The sequence below is a fragment of the Psychrobacter sp. Arc29 genome (assembly GCF_041431175.1).
GTDB lineage: Bacteria > Pseudomonadota > Gammaproteobacteria > Pseudomonadales > Moraxellaceae > Psychrobacter.
The window spans coordinates 461,139-484,739 of record NZ_JASMRR010000002.1 but is presented as its reverse complement, the minus strand read 5'-3'; the positions used below and the strand labels follow the sequence as shown (position 1 = coordinate 484,739).

General features: G+C 44.0%; 21 protein-coding genes. 11 read left to right on the top strand and 10 right to left on the bottom strand.

What is annotated here, in order from left to right; translation table 11 throughout:
* Positions 1–153 precede the first annotated feature (153 nt).
* A complete protein-coding gene (locus tag QO189_RS05000) occupies positions 154–1,200 on the top strand; it encodes an RES family NAD+ phosphorylase (protein ID WP_371531779.1) in 1,047 nt (348 codons plus the stop codon).
* 158 nt (positions 1,201–1,358) lie between these two features.
* On the opposite strand, the gene QO189_RS04995 is transcribed toward QO189_RS05000, so the two are convergent.
* Entirely contained in the window at positions 1,359–2,363 is a 1,005-nt protein-coding gene (locus QO189_RS04995) for a YhdH/YhfP family quinone oxidoreductase (RefSeq protein WP_371531778.1), read from the bottom strand.
* Positions 2,364–2,584: 221 nt separating this feature from the next.
* Positions 2,585–3,562 carry a zinc-binding dehydrogenase gene (locus QO189_RS04990; RefSeq protein ID WP_371531777.1) on the bottom strand — a complete coding sequence of 326 codons (978 nt, stop codon included), beginning with the start codon at positions 3,560–3,562 and terminating at the stop codon, positions 2,585–2,587.
* 1,109 nt (positions 3,563–4,671) lie between these two features.
* Between QO189_RS04990 and QO189_RS04985 the strand changes: the two genes are divergently transcribed.
* From QO189_RS04985 to oppF, 5 genes are all read left to right on the top strand, one after another.
* On the top strand, positions 4,672–6,282 hold the full coding sequence (locus tag QO189_RS04985) for an ABC transporter substrate-binding protein (protein WP_371531776.1): 1,611 nt from the start codon (positions 4,672–4,674) through the stop codon (positions 6,280–6,282).
* 157 nt (positions 6,283–6,439) lie between these two features.
* Positions 6,440–7,360 (top strand): oligopeptide ABC transporter permease OppB, encoded by a 921-nt coding sequence (oppB, locus tag QO189_RS04980; protein ID WP_371531775.1) that lies wholly within the window; start codon positions 6,440–6,442, stop codon positions 7,358–7,360.
* A 43-nt stretch (positions 7,361–7,403) separates the two neighbouring features.
* Positions 7,404–8,309 carry an oligopeptide ABC transporter permease OppC gene (gene oppC, locus QO189_RS04975; RefSeq protein ID WP_371531774.1) on the top strand — a complete coding sequence of 302 codons (906 nt, stop codon included), beginning with the start codon at positions 7,404–7,406 and terminating at the stop codon, positions 8,307–8,309.
* 78 nt (positions 8,310–8,387) lie between these two features.
* Positions 8,388–9,416: an oligopeptide ABC transporter ATP-binding protein OppD gene (oppD, locus tag QO189_RS04970; protein ID WP_371531794.1), complete on the top strand. Its 1,029-nt coding sequence runs from the start codon at positions 8,388–8,390 to the stop codon at positions 9,414–9,416.
* 3 nt (positions 9,417–9,419) lie between these two features.
* Positions 9,420–10,451 (top strand): murein tripeptide/oligopeptide ABC transporter ATP binding protein OppF, encoded by a 1,032-nt coding sequence (gene oppF / locus QO189_RS04965; protein WP_371531773.1) that lies wholly within the window; start codon positions 9,420–9,422, stop codon positions 10,449–10,451.
* 141 nt (positions 10,452–10,592) lie between these two features.
* Here the strand turns inward: oppF and QO189_RS04960 are convergent, their stop codons facing one another.
* The gene (locus tag QO189_RS04960) at positions 10,593–10,847 is read right to left on the bottom strand and encodes a DUF2798 domain-containing protein (protein ID WP_201508331.1); all 255 of its coding nucleotides are present in this window, start codon (positions 10,845–10,847) and stop codon (positions 10,593–10,595) included.
* A gap of 264 nt (positions 10,848–11,111) precedes the next feature.
* On the opposite strand from QO189_RS04960, the gene QO189_RS04955 reads away from it, so the two are divergent.
* Complete coding sequence (locus QO189_RS04955; RefSeq protein WP_371531772.1) at positions 11,112–11,828, top strand: aspartate/glutamate racemase family protein; 717 nt, start codon at positions 11,112–11,114, stop codon at positions 11,826–11,828.
* A gap of 138 nt (positions 11,829–11,966) precedes the next feature.
* Here the strand turns inward: QO189_RS04955 and QO189_RS04950 are convergent, their stop codons facing one another.
* Positions 11,967–13,535, bottom strand: a complete 1,569-nt coding sequence (locus QO189_RS04950) for an MATE family efflux transporter (RefSeq protein WP_371531771.1) — start codon at positions 13,533–13,535, stop codon at positions 11,967–11,969.
* Positions 13,536–13,954: 419 nt separating this feature from the next.
* Between QO189_RS04950 and QO189_RS04945 the strand changes: the two genes are divergently transcribed.
* Entirely contained in the window at positions 13,955–14,914 is a 960-nt protein-coding gene (locus QO189_RS04945; RefSeq protein ID WP_371531770.1) for an alpha/beta fold hydrolase, read from the top strand.
* 1 nt (position 14,915) lies between these two features.
* Here the strand turns inward: QO189_RS04945 and QO189_RS04940 are convergent, their stop codons facing one another.
* Positions 14,916–15,962: an NAD(P)H-dependent flavin oxidoreductase gene (locus QO189_RS04940; protein ID WP_371531769.1), complete on the bottom strand. Its 1,047-nt coding sequence runs from the start codon at positions 15,960–15,962 to the stop codon at positions 14,916–14,918.
* Positions 15,963–16,219: 257 nt separating this feature from the next.
* On the opposite strand from QO189_RS04940, the gene QO189_RS04935 reads away from it, so the two are divergent.
* Positions 16,220–17,188: a GTP pyrophosphokinase family protein gene (locus QO189_RS04935; protein ID WP_371531768.1), complete on the top strand. Its 969-nt coding sequence runs from the start codon at positions 16,220–16,222 to the stop codon at positions 17,186–17,188.
* A gap of 252 nt (positions 17,189–17,440) precedes the next feature.
* On the opposite strand, the gene QO189_RS04930 is transcribed toward QO189_RS04935, so the two are convergent.
* The 5 genes from QO189_RS04930 to QO189_RS04910 form a co-directional block, all read right to left on the bottom strand.
* Complete coding sequence (locus tag QO189_RS04930; protein ID WP_371531767.1) at positions 17,441–17,818, bottom strand: VOC family protein; 378 nt, start codon at positions 17,816–17,818, stop codon at positions 17,441–17,443.
* A 231-nt stretch (positions 17,819–18,049) separates the two neighbouring features.
* Positions 18,050–18,427, bottom strand: a complete 378-nt coding sequence (locus tag QO189_RS04925; protein ID WP_201599434.1) for a DsrE family protein — start codon at positions 18,425–18,427, stop codon at positions 18,050–18,052.
* 182 nt (positions 18,428–18,609) lie between these two features.
* Positions 18,610–19,152 carry an acyl-CoA thioesterase gene (locus QO189_RS04920; RefSeq protein WP_371531766.1) on the bottom strand — a complete coding sequence of 181 codons (543 nt, stop codon included), beginning with the start codon at positions 19,150–19,152 and terminating at the stop codon, positions 18,610–18,612.
* Positions 19,153–19,226: 74 nt separating this feature from the next.
* A complete protein-coding gene (locus tag QO189_RS04915; protein ID WP_371531765.1) occupies positions 19,227–20,276 on the bottom strand; it encodes a YheT family hydrolase in 1,050 nt (349 codons plus the stop codon).
* Positions 20,277–20,614: 338 nt separating this feature from the next.
* Positions 20,615–21,217 (bottom strand): YigZ family protein, encoded by a 603-nt coding sequence (locus QO189_RS04910; RefSeq protein WP_371531764.1) that lies wholly within the window; start codon positions 21,215–21,217, stop codon positions 20,615–20,617.
* Between the two features lie 197 nt (positions 21,218–21,414).
* Between QO189_RS04910 and QO189_RS04905 the strand changes: the two genes are divergently transcribed.
* On the top strand, positions 21,415–22,119 hold the full coding sequence (locus tag QO189_RS04905) for a pseudouridine synthase (protein ID WP_371531763.1): 705 nt from the start codon (positions 21,415–21,417) through the stop codon (positions 22,117–22,119).
* Positions 22,120–22,443: 324 nt separating this feature from the next.
* Complete coding sequence (locus QO189_RS04900) at positions 22,444–23,508, top strand: disulfide isomerase DsbC N-terminal domain-containing protein (protein WP_371531762.1); 1,065 nt, start codon at positions 22,444–22,446, stop codon at positions 23,506–23,508.
* Positions 23,509–23,601: the final 93 nt, after the last annotated feature.

Here is a 23,601-nt window from a genome sequence, read left to right as displayed (position 1 = left end):
CCTGTTTAATGTAAAAAGCCAAATACTCAGGGTATCTGGCTCATTAAAAAATCATCAATCTATTTTAGGACGGGACATAGATATAATTAACTCGATTTTTTCAAATCATATATAGGGTAGAATTAAAAAATAATCGATACTATTGGTGTAAACATGAAAGAGTCCTTTATTCTATGTTCAAGTTGTTTTTCTAATCAAGGTTTAAAAATCTCGGCACAAAAACTTGGTATTAAAAAAGATATGAGATGTACAAATTGTGAAGATACTAAAGGTTACAAACTGACAAAAAGCATTTTAGAGGATTTAGCTCATCAATTTTTTGTAATGGGAAGTGGTGTTAAAGGTGATTATGGAAGTGCACCCCGCATCAAGTTCAATGAGTATCAAGAAACAAGCATCGTTTGTACAGACGACATTAATCAAGATATAAGGTTATTTGAAAAATATCTAAAGGTGGGTTTTTTTCATTATGGACCTAGGTTATGGACTCTTGGCTATATCACGCCCTTGGAAGACTTTCAAAATAAAGATAAGAGAATGGAGGTAATAAAGAGAATAATCAACGAATACCCTATTCTTGAACTTGATACTTCAAAAATATTCTACAGATTGAGAGTTGCACCAAGTGAACCTAGTAATATAGGTGAGTATGATAGCTCACCCTTTCCAGGAAAAGGTAGACTGGATTCAGAAGGCTTCAAGATATTCTATGCTTCACAAGATTTGGAGGTTTGTATTCATGAGTGTAGAGTAAGCGTAACTGATGAATTGTACGTCGCTACAATTAGACCTTTGAAAAATTTAAAGATGTTAGATTTAAGCACAGAAATTTTAGAAAACGTTACTGAGTTTGAGAGCTTAAATATTTTTCTTACAATGTTGTTCTATGCTGGCAAGCATTCTTACGAAATTTTGAGACTTCTAAGCTTGGAAGCTTACAAAAAAGGATTTGACGGTATTATTTTTCCATCTTTCTTTACACAGGCCAGACTAGGAGCGCTCCCATCACCTTCTACATATCAGAGTTTAAATAATAATATAGATGATTTTAAAGAAATTGAAGAATCTGGTAAGATCCCGAACATTGCTATTTTTGGCCAACCTATAGAAGATAAACTGGTTGAAGTACTAAGCATAAATAAGTTGTTTCTAAATAGAGTAGTGTATGATTACTTTTTTGGTCCAGCAGATGTGAACTAAACTTATTTCCACCTTATTGATTCTTAATACATGAGCATCTTTGAAAGCTTGTAATAGCAGGCGAATATAATTTTTAACTACCTACTTTTTCCCGAAGAAAAGCAGCACCTCAAAAGAGATGCTGCTTTTTTATAATATTTGACTGCTAAGCTAAAGAGTTAACTCTTCACATTCACCACATAACGCCCAACCACTTTGCTCGACATAAAGCGATCTAAGTATTCTGGCGTTTGCTCAAGGGTGATTTCTTCACCATAGCTCTCAAGATTAGGCAGTTTCATATCGGTGGCGACACGCTGCCAAATGGCTTCTTTGTCAGCCAGCGGGATATAGACAGAGTCAATACCCAGTAGCGACACCGCTCTGGTGATAAACGGCATGACCGTCATCGAAAACTCAGCACCGCCCGCTAAGCCGCAACTGGTCACCGCGCCACCTGCTTTGGTTTGTTTGAGTAAGTTAGATAAATACTCGCCGCCGATGGTATCAATGGCATTGGCCCATAGCTCACGGCCGATAGGTTTGCTACCGATTTCATTGATCGTATCGCGATGACGTACTTCACTCGCGCCCAGCTCTTTTAAATGCTCACTCTGTTCTGGTTTACCTGAGAAGGCAATCACTTCATAGCCGAGCTGTGCGAGGATAGCGATACTGATGCTACCCACGCCGCCCGTTGCACCAGTCACAGCGACTGGACCATCACTTGGTTTTGCGCCCATTTTCTCTAATTTTTGCACACTGAGCGCTGCGGTCAAGCCGCCAGTACCATAGGTCATCGCTTCTTTTAGCGTTAGTGTTTCTGGACAGGCCAGCGCCCAATCTGCTGGTATAGAGATCATTTGACCCAGACCGCCATCCGTATTCATACCGAGATCATAGCCGAATACCAACACTTCTTGTCCTACGCTAAATGTTCCTGATTTGTCACTGACGACGACGCCAGCTGCGTCGATACCGGGAGTATGTGGGTATTGTTTAGTGATTCTTTTATTACCCGTGGCTGACATGGCATCTTTGAAGTTCAATGATGAATAATGCACTTCGATGAGCAAGTCGTTCTTTGGTAAGTCACTGACATTGCGCTCTTGAATGCTTTTTTTGAATTCGCCATCGCTGGTTTCTTCAACGACTAAGGCTTTGAACGTTTTCTCATTTGACATGGTGATATCCCTATTACGTTTTATTGTTGATGTTCATAAGTCATGGCTCAACTATCGCATGCTTAATTATCTCATGACTGCAAAGCCAATAAAGCAAAAAAAGCCCACTGTACTTTAGGATAAATACAAATGGGCTTATTCTTATTCTATCGTACCTATAATGACGATAGTCATTGAAAGGTCAGTGTGTGAATTATAGTTTTGACGGTACTTTAAAGGTACTAAGGTTTTAATAATACCTTACCTTTTTTGCCAGATTGCACATCACCTGAGACGGCTTTGGTAATCTCATCAAGCCCATAAACCGCTTCAATTGGTAGTTTTAGATTGCCGTTGGTCGCGCGCTCTAGTAGCTCATCAATCAGACGCTGTTTATTGTCTAGATCCATTTCTTGGCTGGTTTTACTGCCCCAGAAGCCTTTAACAATCGCTTGTTTAAAAATTAGGCTGCCAGCGTCTAGCTGCATTGGTTTGCCTGACATAATACCAAACGAGACCAACGTACCATTGCTGCCCAGTAGCGACAGTAGCTCATTACTCGATTCACCGCCGACCGAGTCAACGGCAGCAGTGATTTTGTCTTCACCAATGATAGCGCGGACTTGGTCCTGCCAGTCATCATCAGCAGTGACAACATTATTTTTGATATCCAGCGCGGTCAGCTCTTCTAACGAGTCTTTGCTGCGTACAAGATTAATAGTGTTCACACCGCGTGCCGCTGCCAACATGGCTAGTGTTTTACCAACAGCGCCATTAGCCGCGTTATGGATGATCCATTGTCCGCTATCTACTTCCAAGAATTCTAGCAGCATTAACGCAGACAGTGGCATAGCAATCAGCTGAGCAGCCAGTTCGTCTTCGATGCTATCAGGGATGACAAATACCATGTTGGCAGGGGCGACGAAATACTCTGCCCATGTTTCGTGCACACTGGCACAGGCCACGCGCTGACCGACACTTAAGTCTGTGACCTCATCACCGACCGCATCAATAATTCCTAACGCTTCGCTACCGCCAACTGCTGGCATTTCTGGCTTGTAGCCGTATTGCCCGCTGACAGTCAGCATATCGTGGTTATGAATGGGAGAGAGGATGGTTTTGATACGTACTTCGTTGGCAGCAGGCTGCGGCATAGGACGCTCGCCCACGCTCAGTACGGTAGAGGGTTTGCCAAAGTGATCATAAGTAGCAACGCGCATAAATTATCCTTAATCAATTATTTGTTGTTATGTGTGTGGGACCCAGACCACCACGTTATGGTGTAGCTGTCGTACTGTGTGATCTGGTTTAAATATAATCAGTATGGGTCATACTATAGATAACAATAGACTGGTCGTCTAGTAAATAGATGATGACGTTATGTAGGGTTTTGTTTCAGGTAGATTGAATACTCAGTCATTACCTTGACAGATATTGGCATATACATATTCTGCCATTTAGCATTTCCAGCATGATTTTGTCTCAGTCTTACAAAAATAAATAGAGAGAAAATAAAATAATCAGAAGACTGCAATATAGAAAATAAGTTCGGATATCCAGACTGTTTTAGCATTGCTGCTATACCATTATTTTTACATCAATTTTGTAGACAGTGATTAGTTATTGAAAACAATATTATAAGTAAAATTTACAACATTTTTCTGGAGATTTTATTTAGCAGCCTTTGAATATCAGCATTGATAATAGTAAACACTGAGCAAAAATATCAAATAAATTTTCTGAATGAGAAATTTATGAGCGGTATTATATTGCTGATGAATGGTAAAATTATGATCAAAAAATTCATAATACAATCGGGATTCTATTTGATTTTTGTCTAGAAAAAATGATTTTTTCATGCTCCTGTCACGTCAATATGCCACTAGAGCGCACCAAAAATTGTTGACATTTATATTGTTTTTCATTACTAATGGTTATCCAATATATTACCGAATATTATCCATATTTATGCATATTAGCAGTATTAAGTGTCAATTTTGATTCAATAGTTATATCTCAGTGGTTGAATCAAGCGATGAACGGTATAAAAGTAGACTGTGAAAACAGAATGGAAGATATACTTTTAAACCTATGAAAAATAATGGTTTCAGGAGAGATAGAGTAGTTCTTGCCTTTGATAATCATTGCCTGCCGTGACTATTGTGATAGCGATTGATGAAGTGGATAGTATCAGTATACGGATAAATTAAATGGACTTACTAAAACTGAGTAAATCTGCCCAGCCACCTATTCGCTAGGATGTTATATGATACCTGCCTCTAACCACCTTTTTAAATATGCACTTTTGCCTACTTGTATAGCACTGACTATGTTCGTAACTGGCTGTAGTGATAAGTCTGCAAACGATGGCACAACCACTCAATCTTCAAATATTGACCCTAATGTATTGGCTGATAAGCAAGAATTGGTTGTCAATAATGCCGCCGAGCCAGAGTCGCTGGATCCACACAAAGTATCAGGGGTTCCTGAAGCTGGTATTGACCGACAGATGTTTGAAGGTCTAACCAATACCGATGCAGATGGTAAGACCATTCCGGGTATGGCGACCAGTTGGGAGAGTCCTGATAATAAAGTATGGACGTTTAAACTGCGTGATGCCAATTGGTCAAATGGCGATCCTGTGACAGCAGAGGATTTTGTCTATAGCCTGCGTCGTCTGGTCGATCCAAACACTGCCTCCCCTTATTCGAGCTATTTAGTCGATGCCAAAATCGTGGGCGCTGAGCAAATCGTTGAGGGTAAGGCAGGCATAGACACGCTTGGCGTTAAAGCACTCGATGATAAAACCTTGCAGGTGACATTATCAGAGCCTGTCCCTTATTTTCCAGATATGATGATCCATAACTCGGTCAAGCCCGTCAACCAAAAGAATGTCGAAGAGTTCGGTGATAAATGGACTGACCCTGCCAACATCGTGGTTAATGGCCCTTACAAAGTCAGTAAATGGCAAGTCAACGATCAAATCGTCCTAACGCGTAACCCTGCTTACTACGATGACGCCAATACCAAAATTGATACCGTCACGATGCTCGCGATTCCTTCTAGTACCACTGATGTGGCGCGCTATCAGGCAGGCGAGATTGACATGACCTACAATGAAGTTCCGACTGAGCAGTTCGCTTCTCTCAAAGAACAGCTCGGTGATGAGCTCACCGTCTCTCCTTATCTATGTACCTACTATTACGAGTTTAATAACGTCAAACCACCATTTGATGATGTCAAAGTGCGCCGTGCACTCGCCTTGGCGTTAGATCGTGACACGGTGGTCGATAAAGTCATCGGTCAAGGGCAAACAGCAGCCTATCAGCTGACACCAACTGCGACCAATGGTGATGTAAAAAATACACCAGAGTGGTCAACGTGGGATAAAGAGAAGCGTCTTGCAGAAGCCAAGAAGCTGCTGAATGAAGCAGGCTATAGCGAGAGTAATCCACTAAAATTCGAGCTGCTATACAACACCAATGACCTGCATAAGAAAACGGCGCTCGCCGTCGACTCGCTATGGAAACAATCGCTTGGATTTGTCGATGTCAGTTTGATCAATAAAGAATGGAAAACCTACCTCGATACTCGCCGTAATGGTAACTATCAAATCGCTCGTGCGGGCTGGTGTGGTGATTACAACGAAGCCTCAACCTTCTTAAATATCGTAAAAACAGGTAATAGTAATAACCACGGCAAATACTCCAATGCCAACTTTGACAGTCTCATGGCGCAAACACTAAAACCAGGTGTGACGCCCGAGCAGCGTGTTGATTTATACAACAAAGCTGAGGCTGAGCTAGATAAAGACATGCCTTTATTGAATGTCTATCACTATGTCAGCCCTCGTCTCATTAAGCCTTATGTCATTGGCTTTTCTACAAAAGATGCCCTAGACAACTGGCAGGCAAAAGACTTGTCCATCGCCAAACACTGATAAATCAGGATTTTAATAGGTGAGTGCGATGTAGACCGCTTCGGCGGGCTCATCGCACGCGCTGCTATTGTTAGTAAGCAATTACTGCATGTTATATCTGTTGTATCCTTCCGGCTTTAATCAAGCTTATGAAGGGGCACTTCCATAAAGAGGTCTTATGTTAAAACTGATTTTTCGGCGTATTTTAGAGGCCATCCCGACCTTATTCGTTTTGATCACTGTCTCCTTTTTTATGATGCGCTTAGCGCCAGGCAATCCTTTCTCCGGCGAGCGTACCTTATCACCAGCCGTACTGGCCAATATCGAAGCCAAATACAATCTCAATGATCCCTTATGGTTACAGTATGTCCATTATTTGGGGCAGCTTGCTGTCGGCGATTTCGGTCCTTCTTTTAAATATAAAGACTACACGGTCAACGAACTATTGTCCCAGTCGTTTCCAGTGTCTATGGAGCTTGGGGTTTATGCGTTTATATTAGCATTGGTCTTGGGGCTGATTTTTGGGGTATTGGCAGCGCTGAAGCAAAACTCATGGCTCGATTATGTGCTGATGGCATTTGCAATGACTGGGGTTGTGATTCCAAGCTTTGTCAAAGCACCATTACTGGTGCTCATCTTTGCGATTATTTTGCATTGGCTGCCAGCGGGTGGGTGGAATGATGGCGCACTGCAAAATCTTATATTGCCCGTCACCGCTTTAGCGCTGGCCTATACGGCGAGTATCGCGCGGATCATGCGTGGTTCGATGATTGAGGTGATGAACAGCCAGTATATTCGCACGGCGAGGGCCAAAGGCTTACCGATGCACCGGATTGTCATGAAGCACGCACTTAGACCAGCGATGCTGCCTGTCATCTCATATTTAGGCCCTGCCTTTGTCGGTATTATTACAGGCTCTATTGTGATTGAGACCATTTTTGGTTTGCCAGGTATTGGGCAGTTATTCGTAAATGGTGCCCTCAACCGCGATTATGGCGTGGTGCTGAGTTTGACCATTTTGGTGGGTGTATTGACCATTACGTTCAATGCCATTGTTGATATTTTATACGCCATGATTGACCCAAAGATTCAGTATTAAATATGGCGAATTATTATTTAAGTAGATTATTACAAGGACAACTATGAGCCTTATTGTAGACCAGCCCACCGACATCATCCTGTCGCCAGCGAAAGAGATTAAAGGTCGCAGTCTTTGGCAAGATGCGTGGCGACGTTTTTATCAAAACAAGGCGGCCGTTGCCAGCTTCTTTATCTTATTACTGATTGGCGCTTTTGTCCTATTTGTCCCTTTGCTTGCCCCTTTTGGTTATGCCGAAACCGACTGGAACTTCATGCAAGCCGCGCCGTCTATCGAAAACAAGCATTACTTCGGTACCGACTCACTGGGTCGAGACTTATTAGTGCGTACTGCTGTTGGTGGTCGTATCTCCTTGATGGTTGGCATTGCTGGCGCGACGGTTGCCGTGCTTTTTGGTACTGTCTATGGTGCGACGTCAGGCTATCTTGGCGGCAAAGTCGATATGATTATGATGCGGTTTTTAGAGATTCTAAGTGCCTTTCCGTTTATGTTTTTTGTGATTTTATTGGTCACGATATTTGGGCGTAACCTAATCTTAATCTTTGTCGCTATTGGACTGGTGTCTTGGTTGGATGTGGCACGGATTGTTCGTGGTCAGACGCTCAGCCTCAAGAGTAAAGAGTTCATTGAAGCGGCGCACGTTGGCGGTGTCTCAGGCTTCAATATTATCCTGCGTCATATCGTCCCTAACGTGCTTGGCGTGGTCGTGATCTATGCCTCACTATTGGTACCGACGATGATTTTGTTCGAATCATTTTTGAGCTTTTTGGGATTGGGTGTGCAAGAACCGATGACCAGTTGGGGCGCACTACTGCAAGAAGGCTCTCGTACCATGCAAGTCGCGCCTTGGCAGATTTTGATTCCGTCGGCTTTTTTGGTCATTACGCTATTTTGCTTTAACTTTATTGGCGACGGTCTACGTGATGCGTTTGACCCTAAAGACCGCTAGGAGAGTGACATCGTGGTAACTAAAGATTTCAGTAACACCAGTAATAACAATCTTAATGATGGTTCTAATAACAGTCTCATTACACTTCCCAACACCTTGCTAGCAGTAAAAGATTTGTCCGTGCAGTTTAAGACTGAAGATGGTCTGGTGACAGCGGTGAATGGGTTAAATTTTGATCTGCATGAGGGTGAAACCTTAGGTATCGTTGGCGAATCAGGCTCTGGTAAATCGCAGACTGCCTTTGCCATTATGGGACTGCTAGCAAAAAATGGTCATGCCAAAGGCTCGGTGCGCTTTCAAGGTAATGAGCTACTAGGCTTACCGCAAAAGGTACTGAATAAAATCCGTGCCGAGCAGGTGGCGATGATTTTTCAAGATCCCATGACGTCGCTCAATCCTTATATGAAGATCGGCGATCAGCTCGCCGAAGTATTGATCTTGCATAAAGGCATGAATAAAAAGGACGCGTGGGCAGAGTCGATACGCATGTTAGATGCGGTCAAAATCCCTGAGGCCAAAAAACGCATTGGCATGTATCCGCATGAATTTTCAGGCGGTATGCGTCAGCGAGTGATGATTGCGATGGCATTGCTATGTCGCCCCAAGTTGTTGATTGCTGATGAGCCGACCACCGCACTCGATGTGACGGTTCAAGCGCAAATTATGGTGCTATTGAACGAGCTAAAACGCGATTTTGGTACAACGATCATCATGATTACCCATGATTTGGGCGTAGTGGCGGGTATTTGTGATCGCGTCCTTGTGATGTATGCGGGTCGCACGATGGCCTATGGCGAGACGGAGGAGATTTTTTATACTCCAACCCATCCGTATACCATCGGATTATTAAAAGCCATTCCGCGTCTGGATAATGAAATCGGCAAGCTTGAGACGATTCCCGGTAGTCCGCCAAACTTATTGGACTTGCCTGCAGGCTGTCCTTTTTATGAGCGCTGCCCTCATGCGATGGATATCTGCCGTGATATACCGCCGCCGCTCGAGTTTTTGCCGCACGATCGTCAGCGCGCTTGTCATTGGCATCCTGAAACAAAAACGGATACCTCGGCAGATATTCATGCCAATCATCAATCAGAGATAGAGGGGTAGACGATGATGACACAGACTTCTAATAGCAGCGTGACCCAGCCTAAAACACCGTTACTCAAAGTACGTGACGTTCACACCACCTTTAATATCAAACAAAAAGGCACTTACTTTTGGCAAAAGCCTGCGACGTTGAAAGCCGTCAATGGCGTCTCGTTTGAGATATTCGCTGGTGAGACCTTGGGCGTGGTGGGTGAGTCGGGCTGCGGCAAATCGACCCTTGCTCGTACTATCGTGGGCTTAATCGAAGCCAATTCTGGTAGCATTCTGTTCAATGAGGAAGAGCTAGTCGGCGCGTCCAAAAAAACCATGCGAATGAAGCGAAAAGACATTCAAATGATTTTTCAAGATCCGCTCGCCTCCCTAAATCCGCGAATGACCGTGGGCGATATCATTGCCGAACCGCTACGTACATATTATCCAAAAATGAAAAAGAGCGACGTACAAAGCGAAGTACGCGAAATCATGAAAAAGGTTGGACTACTGCCCAATCAGATCAACCGATATCCACATGAGTTCTCAGGTGGACAGTGTCAGCGCATCGGCATTGCCCGCGCTTTAATCTTAAAGCCCAAAATTATCATCTGTGATGAGCCCGTCTCGGCGCTTGATGTCTCTATTCAAGCGCAGGTCATCAATTTATTGCAAGACATCCAAGAAGAGATGGGACTCGCGCTCATCTTTATTGCCCATGATTTGTCGGTGATCAAGCATATTGCTGATCGGGTGCTGGTCATGTACTTGGGTAACGCCGTCGAGCTTGGGGTGAATAAAGCCGTGTACGGCAATCCGACTCACCCTTATACTCAAGCATTGATGTCGGCTGTGCCGCTGCCTGATCCGATTGCCGAGCGTAATAAAACGATTCAACTATTAGAAGGCGATTTGCCAAGTCCGATTAATCCGCCCTCAGGCTGCGCGTTTCGGACGCGCTGTCCCCTAGCGGATGAGGAGTGTGCCCAAATTAAACCTGTGCTGGAAGGGAATATCAATCACCGAGTGGCTTGCCTAAAAAATAAAGTCGAGGTGGTATCCTAGGGTAACAATCCTTTAATAATAGACGACTGTGTTAAGTTACTTTATAAGGAAATACCAAAGGTGAATAACATCATCTTTGGTATTTTTTTAGATAAGATAGTTTGTAAAAAATGCTGTTTTGACGTTAGCAAATCCAGATCCTCAATAAAACTCAATCTTACTCAGCACATGCTCCTGCACCATATAAGCACAAAAATACGCGCTGGGCCACGCCACAATAAAGGCCAGTCCCCATGAGTGCAGCAGCTCAGCAAAAAAGCCATCAACAAAACCCACCTTGATAAGCATCAGCGCCGCTGAAATAATCAGCGACATCATCAATGCCATGAGGCCCGTAAAGATCAGGCGATAGTATTTGCGGCGGGTGCGGATTCTGATGGTGGGAAAATTGGCCATATATTTGGTTGTCCTACAAGTGATAGCAGTGCTCATGATACGCCGTGATGATGGACTGGTAAAATCGTTATTATCAATAGCTAGGTTTGTTATATCTTGATAGCTGCCTGATCATAACGATTATGTCTCGCATTTTCCGTTTGAAAGCTCTCGTTTCGCAGGTAATATCTTAAAAATAATAATGAAAAATAGTTCATTATTTATAGTCTATTTTGCGACGATAATCTATGATAACCAAGACTAAACGATAAATAGGACAATAAAATGGCAGACCAAGCACAGCGAACACTCGGCATTATTGGTGGTATGAGTTGGGAGAGCACCGAAAGCTACTATCGCATTATTAACGAAGGCATCAAAGCTAAATTGGGTGGATTACATTCAGCAGATTTATTGATCCATAGTGTCGATTTTGGCCCCATCAATACGCTACAAGAAACGGGTGAATGGGAAGAGTTGGGCGCAATGATGGCGAGTAGCGGCACGCGCTTACAAGCGGCTGGCGCGCAAGGGCTCATGATCGCCTCCAACACCATGCACAAATTATTTGGCGATGTAGAGGCGGCGACTGATCTGCCATTGATTCATATTGCAGACGCCACTATCGATGCTATCAAAGCACAAAATCTTAGCAAAATAGCGTTATTGGGTACGCAGTTTACGATGACCCAAGACTTTTATAAGCAGCGTCTGATGGATGCAGGTTTGCAAGTACTGATACCCGCCGAAGACGCACGCGCAGAAGTACACCGTATCATCAAAAAAGAGCTGTGCGTCGGTAAGTTCAAAGACAGCTCACGCCAACATTATATCGATGTCATAAGCAAGCTTGCTAAGCAAGGAGCAGAGGGCGTGATACTAGGCTGTACTGAGATTGGCCTGTTGATCACGCAAGACGACAGCCCAATCCCTGTATTTGATACCACTGCCATTCATGCCGCCGCCGCAGTAGATTTTTTATTGGCTGATGCAACGTTGTAATGTGTTAGTAATCAACACTTAGCCCAGCAAAGATTTTTACATGCGGTGATTTTTGTTAGGTCAAAGTTATACCACATACCAATGAACAAAATCCGTAATGATCAAGCGCTGTTAAGCTAGGCATATATATAAACCACGCTATGATCCTTTACTGTTCTTAATCATACGGTGTCTGTACAGTCGTCTACGAAGTCGTCGATGTAGCCTTGTGATACGGCGCAAAGGGAGTAGTTTCCATACAGTCGTCGGGGTGATATCACGACACGACGCAGAGGTGCCACCATGCACACGATATCCTTCACTCCCTTGTGCAGCCTCTTCGGCAATCAGTTTTTTACCCTTGCGCCATCCGCCATACAGATATAGCCCAGCGCCCATCAGAGCCGTGGCTACCATGCCTGCTGGGAACGACAGCCAAAGCGCGTCCTCACCGAGTAGGGGATAAAGCCCAAACGCAAATCCAAGGCGCACGGGGTACATCGAGATCGCCATAACGACCAATGGCCAAATCACATAACCGTTCGCCCGCATGGTGCCAAATAGCACTTGCGCTATCCCAAAAAAGATAAAACCCCATGTCGCCATGAGCTGAATGTGTTCCCCGATTGGCAACGCCTCGCTATCACTACCAAGGAAAAAGCCCAAAATAGTGCCATCAAAAATCGTCAGCACCGCGATAATTGTGCCTGTCAATATCACGTTAAAAATGAGTCCCCATCGGGTGATATCTGAGACTCTACCCCATTGATTGGCCCCGATGTTCTGTGCGACCATCGCACTGGCTGCGGCACTTAGCGCCATTGCTGGCATCTGCACGTATGTCCAAAGCTGTTGGGTGGCACTATAGGCAGCGGTGGTCTGTACCCCTTCACGGTTTATCAGTGACAGCATCGTCAATGCCGCCGAAGAGATGACGATCATCTGCAGGCCCATCGGCAGCCCTTTTGAAAACATTGATTTTAAAATGTCTCGGTCTGCGCGCAAAAAGCGCAGCTCTGGCATACTGAGTGTCAGCACAGAGCCACGCAGGTACATCGTGATAACCATACCAATAAGTGCTAGCGTGTTTGCGGCGGCGGTGGCGAAGGCTGAGCCAAATATACCCCATTCGGGAAAAGGCCCTAGACCCAAAATCAGCGTCGGTGTCAAAATCAGATCGATAATCACCGATATAATAATAAACCAAAGCGGCGTCGTAGAATCACCTGTTCCGCGCAGTGCCATCATGATCAGCGTAAACGTGAGAGTGACGGGCATCGCAACGAAAATCATCCGTAGATAGGTCAGAGCCAAATCCACCGCACTGGCTGGCGTGCCAAGCAAATCCAGCAGCATTGGCGCAAATATCCATCCTCCTGCCGACACCAAGATACTGATCGGAATAATACTGCCGAGCGCCGTGCCCATGGTTTTTTTGACCATCGCCTCATCACGGCGGCCCATGGCCTGACCAATCAGAATAGTAGACGCCATACCAAAACCGAAAACGAAAGAGATGAGTATAAACATCAAAATGTTGCCGTTCGCTGTCGCGGCGAGCGCCTCTTCTCCTAAAAAGCGGCCCACCCAGACGGCATTGATGGAACCATTCAACGACTGTAGCGCTGACGATCCAAGGGTTGGCAAGGCAAATAGGAGCATCGTTTTGGCAATCGATCCTTCGGTGAGGTCACGCCGTTTGTCAGTGGCAATACTGGTGTCGCTCAATGTCTTTCCTTTTGCGCCATTCAAGTGGGCTTTGATTTATGATAAAAATGCGTCTTAGGATAGGGGTAGGTAACGAACTTGAAACTGATCGCATAAAAACGCTTATTATAAATGACAATGCCCGTGCCATTTTTATTAGAACGGTAAGCAAACCACGTGCTGACATAAACCCTAGTACGAAATGTGTTACTAACGTTGTTACTGTCCTTTTGATGTCGTGTCTTATATACGGTTAGGAGGCCAGTTCAGTTTCTACTGATCAAAAATCCAGAAAAGGAGGATGCTGATTTGACTACAAAGTAAGAGATTTATAAATATAAAGCCGCATTTATCGTTAGAATCATAGCGTAGATACTTTTTATACTATAATTGATCCAATTTAAGAGTGGATTGACTGTATTTCTAACAAGGATGTTTCGATGACACTAAAACGTTTAAGCCTTGTCGCCCTATTTAGTCTTTCCGTCATAGCCTGCACCACTGCGCCCAACACGCTTGCGGTGAATGCCACCCAAAAGCTGATACAGTTCGAGCGCAATAAAGCTAAGCTTGAAAAAAAGGTATTGACGCTGGCTTCTGGCGATACCATGACCTATCTAGAAGGCGGTAATATCAACGGCGAGCCGTTATTGCTCATCCATGGATTTGGGGCAAACAAAGACAACTTTACCCGTATCGCTAGAGAGCTGAGTGATTATCATTTGATCATTCCAGACTTACTGGGTTTTGGTGAATCCAGTAAACCGCCGCAAGCTGATTATCGTGCCGATGCTCAGGCGCAGCGTTTGCACGAGCTGTTACAAGCAAAAGGGGTCGCGTCTCATATTCATGTCGGTGGTAACTCAATGGGCGGTGCCATTAGTGTTGCTTATGCCGCCATGTATCCTGATAGCGTGGGCAGCTTGTGGCTACTCGACAGTGGCGGCTTTTGGTCAGCAGGGTTTCCAAAAGACAGGTTTAATGATGATAGCTTCGACAACGACAACAGCCCGCTGTTGGTCAAAAACACAGAGGATTATTTTGCTTTGTATAATCTCGTGATGTACAAGCCGCCTTATATTCCCAAAACCGTGCAAGCCGTCTTTGCTCAGACCAATATCGCTAACCGAGAGTTGCACGCCAACATTCTCAAGCAGATTACCGCAGACAATGTGGAAGCACGTGCCAAAGTCATCGCGCAGCGCAATATACCCACGCTCGTCGTCTGGGGTGCTGAGGATAAAATTATTAAGCCTGAGACCGCCGCCATCATGACCAAACTGATGCCACAAGCACAGCTGATTATGATGTCTGAGGTCGGTCATGTGCCGATGATCGAGGCAGTAAAAGAGACGGCCAGTGATTACAAAGCGTTTCGTGCAACGCTTAAGGGTCAGTAATTCACAAGTCTTTTATTAATCGCGTTAGCAAGGCGTCTGTACTTTCGTTTCTGACCAACGTGACGCCTTGTCCTGCCCATAACGACAGATGCTCGGCGTCCAAACGCTTGGTCGCATCCGCCCGCATAAACTTGGTCATGGCATTGAGTTGCGGGTAGGGCGGTAGCGCATCCGCACGCTCAAATTGTGCAAAGTCACGCAAATAGTCGTTCAATAATCCACGCGCAAGCTTGCCTGAGAACAATCTGGTTAAGCGTGTCTCAGTACTGCGTCTACCTTGACTGGCATCAATGAGCGCTTGCTTATACGTATCATTGATACCGCATTTATCTGTGGTCAAAAACGCCGTCCCCATTTGCGCAAGCTCAGCCCCTGCCGCTTGTACTGCCTTGATATCCTGTCCCGTCATAATGCCACCTGCGGCAATCAACGGAATATCTGTGCAAGCGCGCGTTTGACTAATCAGCGTCAGCAGTCCTAATGGATCAGTTTCACTTTGTGGCAACCAACCACCGCGATGTCCGCCTGCTTCCGCCCCTTGCACGCACACCGCATCTGCACCAATCTCGCTCCATGCTTTGGCTTCCAATGGATGGTTTGCCGTACCGATGACACGCGTGCCGACACGTTGCAGACGCTGAACTTGCTCGGCGCTGATAATACCAAAAGTAAAACTGGCGACAGGTACGGGATTGTCATACAGGACTTGTAACTGCTCAGCAAAGCTCTGTGCTGGACGCGCGGGTAGCGTAAATTCAATATTATGCTCTTGGTAATACTCACTTAGCCAAGTCGGCATGGCGGTATCAAAGCTGCTCGACTCCTGCTCAGATAACACCATCAGATTGATCATAAAAGGACGGTCGGTTAGGGTTTTAATCGTATTGATTTGGCTATCCAAAACGTCTGGCGCGGTCATACCAGCGCCTAATGAACCCAGTCCGCCAAAGTTACTGACACTCGCAATCAGCTCAGGAGTGGTAGCTCCGCCTGCCATTGGCGCTTGGATAATCGGGTAGGTGAGGTTAAGCGTATTGAGTAAGCTCATGATTGGCTCCTTTTTATTAGGATATTTGCATGACTTACTGTAGCAGAGGAAGGCGGTGCGCATGTTGGATAGTGTTTATTTAGTTGCTAAATAGGGTGGTGGATTTTGACTACAGAGTTGTAGTTAAAATATTTGACTATGGTTTTGTAGTTAAGTCATGCATCAAAATCCTTAATTATAAATTAGTTTATTCGAGTATTTATAATGTAAGATACAATTATCGACTTCTCGTAACAATCCATCCAATGAGCTACCAAATGAACCCAATACTACAAGAATATGACAGTTCAAAAAATGTATTAGATAACTTGGATAAGACTCTTCTTACTTTAATAAACTCATTGCTTGAGCAAAAAAATATTAGAGTACATCAGGTACAAACTAGGGTTAAGAATAGAAGTAGCTTAGAAAATAAAATCATAAGAAAAAGTGAAAAATATAAGGTCTTGAACGATATTACGGATATAGTTGGTGTGCGTATAATTACCTATTTTGATGATGAAGTAGACCAAATTGCAACTATGATTGAAGAAGAATTTGTTATAGATCAGGACAACTCTGTAGATAAGCGAAAAATAGATAATGATAAATTTGGATATAGAAGTCTACACTATGTGGCCAACTTAAAAAAAGATAGGACAAATTTACCAGAATATTCTAGTTATAGAGACCAGAAGTTTGAGTTTCAAATTAGGACAATCTTACAGCATTCATGGGCTGAAATTGAGCATGATTTAGGATATAAGGGTGAGTTTGAAATTCCTTCTACTGCAAAACGTACTTTTTATCGGGTTGCAGCTCTTCTGGAACAAGCAGACATCGAGTTTGTAAAGTTGAAATCAACTATAGCGGAATATGAAACCAGTTTGAGTCAAGATATTAAAACTAATCCTAGTCAAATTGAAATAAACAAAGCCTCTCTAACTTCCTTTATGAGTGAGAATGCCAATGTAATAAATTTTGAAAATGATGTATTTGTTGGTGAATATAATTTGGTTGTCGATGAGTTTGATATTGAAAGGTTTACTCATGATAAATTAATAAATAGAATAAAAAAATTAGGCATTGAGAATATAAAGCAACTGGAAGAATTTTATTTGGATAATGAAGGATTACTTAGGGACAGTATCGAATCTATTCTTCCACACGAAAATCGTCCTTCCGTTATACGAGGTGATTCTGTATTAATACTAATAAATTATACATTTTCTGACCGTAAAATTTAGAAGTACTATGAAAAAATCATTAATATTTCTTCAAGTATGAAAATTTTATCTACTAATTATTATAAACCTATCTTGTCGCTACCGAACAGTTAGTAAACTGACTTACTATACAAAAAAAGAGCCAATCATCCAAGCCACCAAAAAGATGACTAAAAAAACTGACTCATTTTTATAAATCAGCAGCCCAACCACACCATCACCGCTAATCGGCAAACTCCAATGACACACCCTAAACAGACTGATTCTAGTTCTCTACTTCAACGGACTTATCGTTAGTATGACGCCGAATCCGTCTGGATCAGTTAACTCAATGCCGTTTTCATTCCAATAAGGATTTTGTGAGGTGACTGGTAGTATATCTGCCTGTTGCGCTCTATCTACAACGCTTTGGATTTCCTCTTCGCTATCTAAGTAAAATACGATCAAATCGTCCCTATCAGGATGATGGTTTGCTTTATCAGCGGAATAGGTAAATTCCATATGCCAATCCTGATTGGGAAATCCTAAAAAAACACCATCGTAACCATTATGGTCTTTGAAGCCGCCCAGCTTTTCTAGCCCAACAATGTTCTGATAAAAATCAGTAATAATGTCCAAATTATTGGTGTGTCGTGCATATCGAAATTTCATAAGTATCCTTACTCATTTAGGAGGAGCGGTATAGAGTTCAAATCAGTGACAACCAAATAAAGATAAAATGAGGATAACAGTGGTCGCATAACTGTCTTCGAACTGACCATGATATAAACAATTCAAGCACTGATTTATTGTACACAAAAAAAGAGCCAATCATCTAAGCCACCAAAAAGATGACTAAGAAAATTGACCCATTTTTATAACTTTGCTTTTTAACTTTTATGATTAATTCAACTGCAACGACCCTTTCGCATTCATCAACAGCTCAACCACGTCATCACCGCTAATCACCTCAAAGCGTTTGTCGATGTCTGCTTCTTCCAAACCATTGTGTTTCATACAGGCACCGCAGACCAATACTTGTCCGCCTTTCTCGATAAAAGCTTCTAGCAATTCGCCAGCAGGCTCAAATGGCGCGCCAATATTGACATCGTCTAGCGCATTTGGTTTTGCCAGATGTACCGCATCTACCATCAATATCACCGTGGCAGAGTGGCCTTTTTTGAGTGCTACGCCAGCCATGGTGAAAGCTAGAGTGATTTTGCTTGGGTTTGATTCACTATTATCAAATAACGTACCGACAAAATCCGTCGTGTTAGCCATATTATTCTCCTTATCAGACTATATTTAGTTGAGTCGAATGTCATACTCACTCATATCCTAACATTTATTATATATATTTATATAATGAGTTGTTATGAAATAGTAGCCATAAGGTTACTTGCTCGTGACGTGCTCTAAATGAATGCTCAGTAAGAGTCGTTTTAAGCCAAGCGGTTTGGTTGTCATTCCGTTGGTGGCCACGGACGATCAGCATCGCTCTCTATCCATTCGGCGACATAGCCAGTTGGCGGTAGGTCCCAATCAGACTGCCCCAATGCTGCCAGTACTTGTGCCGTGTCGATCACCCGACCGCCTTTGGTCACGCCTGTACGCAGTAGCGCAGAGGAGCAAGGTTTGCCTTTGACCCACATGGATTGCTCGATATAGAGCCAGCGCGCATCGATACCGACTATTTTGGTCTTTAGCGTGACCTTTTCAAAGGCGCGAATACGCTTACGGTATTGAATGGTGCTGCCAGCGATGACCAGACCCCAACGCTGTTTTAGCAGCTGCGTGCCAAGTCCGCTACGCACTGCAAAGTCCATACGCCCCAAATCATACAGCGTGAATACGCGACCGTTATTCATCTCCAAGAAGTTATCGATGTCTGACAAGCGACAGCGAAACTGAATCTCGCTGGTCTCTTTTAGGGTTAAGGTATCGCCCTTTTTTGCTTTTAGGGCAGCATGAGCGATGGTGCTGGCATAACGGATAAATGGGTACATAAAGTCGTCTCGAAGGTTTAAAGGACAGCATTAAAAGTCGTTAAAGTAGGATGTATTGTCAGGGCTGCTTAGGCCTATTTTTTACGTGACTCGACCCCAATCCAATTGAAGTAGGCACTCACCGTTTCGGGTATCCAGTTGATATCAAATTTTGAAGATTTGCCATTAATATTGTTTTTGGCTTGACCTTTATCTGAGCGATAACGCAAATAGCCGATATGTCCACCATGCTCAGTATCTAAGATAGTAACGCTATCGGAGACATCGTTTGGTGTCGCGGTAAAGCCAATAAACGGGTCGTCTTTTGCGCTGATGAGTAATAAAGGCTTGGTCACTTTTATCAAATAGGGAAGGGCGGACGAGGCTTGATAGTAGTGGTTGTTAGAGCGGTAGCCGTGACGCGGCGCGGTAAAGATATCATCAAAGTCACTGATGCGATTGACGGCTTTGATCGAGTCGATTTCCTCTTGAGTAATGTCATTGGCCAAGGCTTTTTTGATAATTGGGTTGAGCAAATAAGGCGTATAAATTCGATGGCTCAAAAAGCTGTGCATACTAAGCGCCGCTGATGACATATCGACTGGCGCGGAGATAACTACGGCACCTTTACAAAGAACCTTGTCTTCGTATTCACCCATATATTTTGCCAGTGCATTGCCACCCAAAGAGACACCGACCGCATAGATATTGGCGTATCGTTGCTTTAGATTTTGCAGCGCGTGATGCACTTCATCGGTATCACCCGCATTATAAAAAACTCTACCATTAGCAGGAATACCGCCGCAACTACGAAAATGTGCCACCACAAAGTGCCAACCTTGCGCGTGCATCTGGTAAGCCAATGCGCGCGCATAATGGCTGTCGCTGCTGCCTTCCATACCATGGAATAAGACAATCAATGGCGTTTGCTCAAGCGCACCGTTTTTTGATGTGTCTACAGGGTGCGCATCATAAAAATCGTAGGCAATATCACTTTCATCCAAAGAGTCTTTTGCTACCACACGGCGATAGGTTGGTGCTTTTGGCGCAAAAAACTTGGGCAAGATGCTTTGCAAGTGTGGATTGGTCAGCCAAAAGGGTGGCTTAAAAGGCGCTGGAGAGAAAGGTTTGGTTGAGGTTGGCATATTTGGGTCTTATTTAATGATCGTGGAAAAACAAAAAAGTAGCGTGATAAGGTTGTTTTATCATAACGCCAGTATCTGTAAAAACCAATAATTTTCAGTGAACGCATGATTACTGAAAATGGCTGACAAGCTAATAAATGGAGACTGAATACAACTATAGTGAAACCATTATAAAAATGGTATAGCAAGATTAAACGCTATTTTTCGCAGCCTCTGGAAACGCAGTCACAGCAAGCAAGAAAAGTAGCATTTAATCGAGCGCGTTTCCTATGCTGTATCAATTTTATTGAGGTTCTACTATATCTAAGCGACTAATGAGAAAGGTTAATCAGTTTCTTCTAGACTTCTGGCTGATCCAATACGCGACCATCCATCGCAAGTCGCTCTTTTAAGCTGTCGATATCTGCCTCAGCCAATGTCGCAGTCAAGGTGACTTGTTTGCTATAGGCGACATCATCGATGTGACCGCCGAGATTTTCTATCATATAGCGGCACTGTGCTTCAGTCGCAAACTCTGCGAGTATCTGAATCTGTGCCATGGGTACATAGGGATTTAATGTCATCTCATCGACCGCCGCTTGGGCAGAGCCTGCATAAGCGCGAGTGAGACCACCAGCTCCCAGCTTAATACCGCCGAAATACCGCACCACGATGATGATGACATTGCCGATGGACTTGTGTTGTAGGACATTTAATATTGGTCTGCCTGCGGTGCCGCTTGGCTCGCCATCGTCGTCAAAACCTGCACTGGTAGTATTGTCAGGGTCACCAATGATGTAGCCCCAGCAAAAATGCCGCGCATCAGGATATTGCTCGCGCAGTTGTTCCACGTGAAACATGGCTTGCTCACGCGAGCTCACCGGATACGCGTAAGCAATAAACTCAGATTTCTTAATTTCTAGGCGCGCGGTGACGGCACGTTTTAGCGTTTGATAGCTCATATTTCATCAGGCTTAGGTTGGATATGGTAAACTTAGCTCACTTTCACTGTCGTCCGTATTGGGTACAGTGTTCATTTCATTTTTCATTATAGTACCATTTCTAACCATCGAAGATAACGAGCTACTCACGGCTGAGTGCTGGCGTCGTTAGTTTCTGATTTAGGGCTGGTATCATAAAACCGATGGTAGTAAATAGTATGCGTTTAGATAAATTCATTAGTAAAGCCACCGAGCTGTCGCGCAAAGAATCAAAAAAGATCATGCACGCGGGCGAAATCACTGTAAACGATCAAGTGGTCAAAGACCCTGGCCTACATGTCGATGTCGTCAACGATGATGTGATGTGGGCAGGCGAGCCACTGTCAGTTGCTGCGGGCAATCGCTATATCTTGCTGTATAAGCCTGAAGGCTTTGAATGTACGTTAAAAGTCAAAGAATACCCAATCGTCACTGAGCTGATCGCCGTGCCAGAATTGGGTAGTTTGCGTATCGCTGGACGTCTCGATGTCGATACCACTGGCGCATTGCTCATGAGTGATGATGGTGGCTGGCTACACCGTGTCACCAGTCCTAAGCATGAACACGCCAAAGTCTATGAGCTGACTCTAGCATCGCCGATGGATAGCGATGCCCAAGAAAAAGCCGTGAAAAAAGTCGCTGAAGGGATTCTATTAGAAGGCGATTATGAGCCAACCAAGCCTGCGATTCTTGAGTTCATTGATGAGACACACGCCCGCCTGACGCTAGAGCAAGGTAAATACCATCAAGTCAAACGCATGATGGGTTACTTTGGCAATAGAGTAACTGAGCTGCATCGTGCCAGTATCGGTCATATCAATCTAGACGGCCTAGAAAAAGGCGACAGTCGCTTCTTAACGCCAGAAGAAGTCGCTAAATTTTAATTTCTAGTATTTACATAAATACTGTTTTTAAATTGCTCTCTTCTAAAAAACATCAGCAGCCACGACATCGTGTGCTGCTTTTTGCTGTCAGCTATTTTTACCTATGATTCTCCTTCGCTATTTTTGCGGTCTGCTTGTGTTGCCTATCTCTTAAAGCTCAGTAGCAATTTTGCAAAACTGCGCTTTTATAACTTTGCAAAAAATTCCTTTGTGCTAAAGTCTGTCTAATATTTTAATATACTCTTTTACATAATATAATTGTGATTAATAAGAGCTGGCTTCGTGAAGCATTGCATTTATTAAAAACCAACTGGGACTGTTTCTGTGACATTATCTGTATTTAAATTTGCGAGCTTAATCAGCGTCATCCTACTAGCCACCACTGCTTGTGCCCAATCAAGCTCAGCGGATGCGACGAGCACCCAATTGAACCAAAACAATCAAAGCGTGCAGACGAGCAAAGCGGTAAGTGCAACGGTCGATAAGCGGTTGCGCCAAGTGCTGACCCAAGCAGGTATCAAAACGCAGATTACCTCTATTGTGCCGTCCAAATTACCCAATATGTATCAGGTAAATTTGGCTGGGCAGCCACCACTACACATCACTGAAGATGGTCGCTACGTCATTCAGGGTGAGTTACAAAAGAATCCAAGTAAGCGGGTAGTGACCAAAACACCAGTACGCAGCACGAGTGCGCAGGTAGGCAAGCCTGTCAGTGCAGCAGTCAAATCGGCGATGCTTGCCAATACGCGTGCGCTCAAAAACATGAGTGCAAAAACGCCGTTCTTTTATACCGCAGTACCAGGTGTCATCTGGGGTGCGACTCTCGAAGGGGTACCTTTTTTGCTATCGGACGATGCGCAGTACATCACCGATGGTGAGATATCAGTGATCAAAAACGGTCAGTTTATCGGGCTCGATGAGAATTTTGAAAAACGTAAAAATCAATCGGTGTTTGCAACATTGGACGAAGGTCAGCTGATTATTTATCCGGCGACCAGTCCTGAGAGGGCGGTGATCTATGTGGCTGATGACGTCAACTGCCCGTATTGCCGCCGATTTCATCAGCAAATACCCATGCTCAATGCCAAAGGTGTGACGGTAAAAACCATCGGCTATCCGATATACGAGCAGTCACCTGAGCAAATGCGTGGTATTTGGTGCCAAAGTAGCGAGAGCAGTCGTCGTCAGGCATTCGATAAGGCGATGCTACAAGGTGAGATGACACCTGCACCAGCAAGTTGCAACGTCGATCACGTGACGCCCAATCGCGAAAAAGCCGCTGGACTGGCAGTGATAGCAACGCCTGCCATTTACCGTGAGGACGGTGTGCTATATCAAGCAAGTTTTGAGAGTCCTGAGTTTTTAGGATTTTTAGGTATCGAATAATTATATGGGTACCGCTCAAGATCTTTATTCATCACTATCTTGAATGAAGTAATAAAAAACCGCTTTATGAGCTGATTCATAAAGCGGTTTTTA